The sequence below is a fragment of the Curtobacterium sp. MCSS17_006 genome (genome assembly GCF_003234215.1).
In the GTDB taxonomy this organism is placed as follows: Bacteria; Actinomycetota; Actinomycetes; order Actinomycetales; family Microbacteriaceae; genus Curtobacterium; species Curtobacterium flaccumfaciens.
The window spans coordinates 1-5,344 of sequence record NZ_QKSO01000028.1; the positions used below are offsets into that span (position 1 = coordinate 1).

Sequence of the window (5,344 nt, forward strand, 5' to 3'; positions counted from 1 at the left end):
CTGCTGCTCTCGGTGAAGAGGGCAGAGCGGTGTATTCAGTTTCGATTCCCGATCGTCTGTCGGGAACCACAAAGTGGACGCGAGCCCGTGCAACAAGTGCACGGAAATCAGTGTGTTATCAAGTCTTCGGCTTATTAGTACCGGTCAGCTCCACGGGTCGTTAGTCCCCGCTTCCACATCCGGCCTATCAACCCAGTAGTCTGCTGGGAGCCTCTCACACTCAAGGTGCATGGAAATCTCATCTCGAAGACGGCTTCCCGCTTAGATGCTTTCAGCGGTTATCCGGTCCGAACGTAGCTAATCAGCGGTGCCCTTGGCAGAACAACTGACACACCAGAGGTTCGTCCATCCCGGTCCTCTCGTACTAGGGATAGATCTTCTCAAATTTCCAACGCGCGCAGCGGATAGGGACCGAACTGTCTCACGACGTTCTAAACCCAGCTCGCGTACCGCTTTAATGGGCGAACAGCCCAACCCTTGGGACCTACTCCAGCCCCAGGATGCGACGAGCCGACATCGAGGTGCCAAACCATGCCGTCGATATGGACTCTTGGGCAAGATCAGCCTGTTATCCCCGAGGTACCTTTTATCCGTTGAGCGACAGCGCTTCCACAAGCCACTGCCGGATCACTAGTCCCGACTTTCGTCCCTGCTCGACCTGTCAGTCTCACAGTCAAGCTCCCTTGTGCACTTACACTCGCCACCTGATTGCCAACCAGGTTGAGGGAACCTTTGGGCGCCTCCGTTACTCTTTGGGAGGCAACCGCCCCAGTTAAACTACCCATCAGGCACTGTCCATGAACCCGATCAGGGTCCTACGTTAGACATCCAAAGTGACCAGAGTGGTATTTCAACAATGACTCCACGAACACTAGCGTGCCCGCTTCACAGTCTCCCACCTATCCTACACAAGCCACTCCGAACACCAATACCAAACTGTAGTAAAGGTCACGGGGTCTTTCCGTCCTGCTGCGCGTAACGAGCATCTTTACTCGTAGTGCAATTTCGCCGAGTTCGCGGTTGAGACAGCTGGGAAGTCGTTACGCCATTCGTGCAGGTCGGAACTTACCCGACAAGGAATTTCGCTACCTTAGGATGGTTATAGTTACCACCGCCGTTTACTGGGGCTTAAATTCAGAGCTTCGCCCAAAGGCTAACCCTTCCTCTTAACCTTCCAGCACCGGGCAGGCGTCAGTCCGTATACATCGTCTTGCGACTTCGCACGGACCTGTGTTTTTAGTAAACAGTCGCTTCCCACTGGTCTCTGCGGCCTTCAACGCTCACGGAGTAAATCCAGTCACGTGTCCGGCCCCCCTTCTCCCGAAGTTACGGGGGCATTTTGCCGAGTTCCTTAACCACGATTCTCTCGATCTCCTTGGTATTCTCTACCTGACCACCTGAGTCGGTTTCGGGTACGGGCGGCTGCAACCTCGCGTCGATGCTTTTCTCGGCAGCATAGGATCACTGATTTCCCCTTACGGGTACGCGTCGGATCTCAGGCGTACAGACGACGGATTTGCCTATCGTCAGCCCTACATCCTTACACCAGGTTCACCTTACGGATACCATCGCCTGGCTCAGCTACCTTCCTGCGTCACACCTGTTCATACGCTAACCGCACCAGCATGGGGTCGAGCGTTAGACCGGCCACCATCACCCCGAAGGGATCCGGTTGTACCGGGTTAGGACTCTTAGCACCACTGGATTAGCTTGGGCGGTTGTTCGCCGGTACGGGAATATCAACCCGTTGTCCATCGACTACGCCTGTCGGCCTCGCCTTAGGTCCCGACTTACCCAGGGCGGATTAACCTGGCCCTGGAACCCTTGGTCTTTCGGAGGACGGGTTTCTCACCCGTCTTTCGCTACTCATGCCTGCATTCTCACTCGTGTAGCGTCCACGGCTGGATCACTCCGCCGCTTCACTCGCCACACGACGCTCTCCTACCACTCCGCACGACTGAACCACGAAGGCTTGTCTATAGTGCGAAATCTACAACTTCGGTGGTGTGCTTGAGCCCCGTTACATTGTCGGCGCGGAATCACTTGACCAGTGAGCTATTACGCACTCTTTCAAGGGTGGCTGCTTCTAAGCCAACCTCCTGGTTGTCTGTGCAACTCCACATCCTTTCCCACTTAGCACACGCTTAGGGACCTTAGTTGGTAGTCTGGGTTGTTTCCCTCTCGACGATGAAGCTTATCCCCCACCGTCTCACTGCTGCGCTCTCACTCACCGGCATTCGGAGTTTGGCTGACGTCAGTAACCTGTTGAGGCCCATCGGCCATCCAGTAGCTCTACCTCCGGCGAGAAACACGCAACGCTGCACCTAAATGCATTTCGGAGAGAACCAGCTATCACGAAGTTTGATTGGCCTTTCACCCCTATCCACAGCTCATCCCCTCCATTTTCAACTGAAGTGGGTTCGGTCCTCCACGACGTCTTACCGTCGCTTCAACCTGGCCATGGATAGATCACTTCGCTTCGGGTCTAGAACATGCGACTCAAACGCCCTATTCAGACTCGCTTTCGCTACGGCTGCCCCTCACGGGTTAACCTCGCCACATATCACTAACTCGCAGGCTCATTCTTCAAAAGGCACGCCGTCACCCCTACTAAGGAGGCTCCGACGGTTTGTAAGCAAACGGTTTCAGGTACTATTTCACTCCCCTCCCGGGGTACTTTTCACCTTTCCCTCACGGTACTTGTCCGCTATCGGTCATCTGGGAGTATTTAGGCTTATCAGGTGGTCCTGACAGATTCACACGGGATTTCTCGGGCCCCGTGCTACTTGGGATACACATCCGGCCATAACACCATTTCGTCTACGGGGCTGGCACCCACTACGGCCCGGCTTTCAAACCGGTTCGACTATGATGCGCTGTAACCGTCCCAGTCCGGCAGAACTGAGTGACGTGTCCCACAACCCCGACCATGCAACGCCCGCCGGCTATCACACATGATCGGTTTAGCCTCATCCGCTTTCGCTCGCCACTACTCACGGAATCACATGTTGTTTTCTCTTCCTGTGGGTACTGAGATGTTTCACTTCCCCACGTTCCCTCTACCCGCCCTATATATTCAGGCGGGAGTCACCAGGTCGCAAAGCGCCTGGCGGGGTTTCCCCATTCGGAAATCCTCGGATCGAGGCTCGATTATCAGCTCCCCGAGGCTTATCGCAGATTTCTACGTCCTTCATCGGCTCCAGATGCCAAGGCATCCACCGTTTGCTCTTAGAAACTTGACCACAAAGATTAAAATTGCGATCCAACGTCACCACACCAACCCGAAGGCCGGCCATGGATGACGCGAATCAAAGATGCTCGCGTCCACTGTGTAGTTCTCAACATACGATCGGCACCAGCACTCCCCCACCACAACGGTAGGTTCACCCTGGCCCGACGAAGGACCCGTAGGCCCAACCCCCACCACCACTCACGTGACAGTAGGAAGCCTGGTCCCTCAGGACCCAACAACGTGCACCAGCCAGCAGCTCCACCCACGACCCGTCCCAACCCTGCAAGCAGAGCGTACTGAGGTCGGAAGCATCACTCCCAACTGCACTGTCAATGTTCCACCCATGAGCTACCCGTCGGACACGTTCGGTCCGAAACAGGCGCCTGGACCAGCAACCAACCACCCATGATGGGCGACCAGCACTGACCAGATGCTCCTTAGAAAGGAGGTGATCCAGCCGCACCTTCCGGTACGGCTACCTTGTTACGACTTAGTCCTAATCACCGATCCCACCTTCGACGGCTCCTTCCACAAGGGTTAGGCCACCGGCTTCGGGTGTTACCGACTTTCATGACTTGACGGGCGGTGTGTACAAGGCCCGGGAACGTATTCACCGCAGCGTTGCTGATCTGCGATTACTAGCGACTCCGACTTCATGAGGTCGAGTTGCAGACCTCAATCCGAACTGAGACCGGCTTTTTGGGATTCGCTCCACCTTACGGTATCGCAGCCCTTTGTACCGGCCATTGTAGCATGCGTGAAGCCCAAGACATAAGGGGCATGATGATTTGACGTCATCCCCACCTTCCTCCGAGTTGACCCCGGCAGTCTCCTATGAGTCCCCGGCATAACCCGCTGGCAACATAGAACGAGGGTTGCGCTCGTTGCGGGACTTAACCCAACATCTCACGACACGAGCTGACGACAACCATGCACCACCTGTACACCGACCACAAGGGGGCGACCATCTCTGGCCGTTTCCGGTGTATGTCAAGCCTTGGTAAGGTTCTTCGCGTTGCATCGAATTAATCCGCATGCTCCGCCGCTTGTGCGGGCCCCCGTCAATTCCTTTGAGTTTTAGCCTTGCGGCCGTACTCCCCAGGCGGGGCGCTTAATGCGTTAGCTACGACACAGAAACCGTGGAAAGGTCCCTACATCTAGCGCCCAACGTTTACGGCATGGACTACCAGGGTATCTAATCCTGTTCGCTCCCCATGCTTTCGCTCCTCAGCGTCAGTTACGGCCCAGAGATCTGCCTTCGCCATCGGTGTTCCTCCTGATATCTGCGCATTCCACCGCTACACCAGGAATTCCAATCTCCCCTACCGCACTCTAGTCTGCCCGTACCCACTGCAAGCCCGAGGTTGAGCCTCGGGATTTCACAGCAGACGCGACAAACCGCCTACGAGCTCTTTACGCCCAATAATTCCGGACAACGCTTGCACCCTACGTATTACCGCGGCTGCTGGCACGTAGTTAGCCGGTGCTTTTTCTGCAGGTACCGTCACTTTCGCTTCTTCCCTACTAAAAGAGGTTTACAACCCGAAGGCCGTCATCCCTCACGCGGCGTTGCTGCATCAGGCTTTCGCCCATTGTGCAATATTCCCCACTGCTGCCTCCCGTAGGAGTCTGGGCCGTGTCTCAGTCCCAGTGTGGCCGGTCACCCTCTCAGGCCGGCTACCCGTCGTCGCCTTGGTGAGCCATTACCTCACCAACAAGCTGATAGGCCGCGAGTCCATCCCCAACCAAAAAATCTTTCCACCACCAGACCATGCGGCCAGTGATCATATCCAGTATTAGACGTCGTTTCCAACGCTTATCCCAGAGTCAGGGGCAGGTTACTCACGTGTTACTCACCCGTTCGCCACTAATCCACCCAGCAAGCTGGGCATCATCGTTCGACTTGCATGTGTTAAGCACGCCGCCAGCGTTCGTCCTGAGCCAGGATCAAACTCTCCGTAAAAAAATACAGACCCAACACCCGAAGGCATCAGACCGAGTTGATTCTGACTGTTGACTGTCTACTGACAATCTTCAATCCAAAAGGAATTGCTTCATGACCCGGTCAGCAAGCCGACCAGGCACGAGGTCAATCAATAAATTGGCATTGAC

2 rRNA genes are annotated in these 5,344 nt (G+C 55.5%); both read right to left on the reverse strand.

Going from position 1 to position 5,344, the window contains the following annotated elements:
• Positions 1 to 114 precede the first annotated feature (114 nt).
• A 23S ribosomal RNA gene (locus DEJ21_RS17875) occupies positions 115 to 3,242 on the reverse strand.
• Between the two features lie 431 nt (positions 3,243 to 3,673).
• Positions 3,674 to 5,195: ribosomal RNA gene (locus DEJ21_RS17880) — 16S ribosomal RNA — on the reverse strand.
• Together the 16S and 23S rRNA genes form the textbook arrangement of a ribosomal RNA operon.
• Positions 5,196 to 5,344 lie beyond the last annotated feature (149 nt).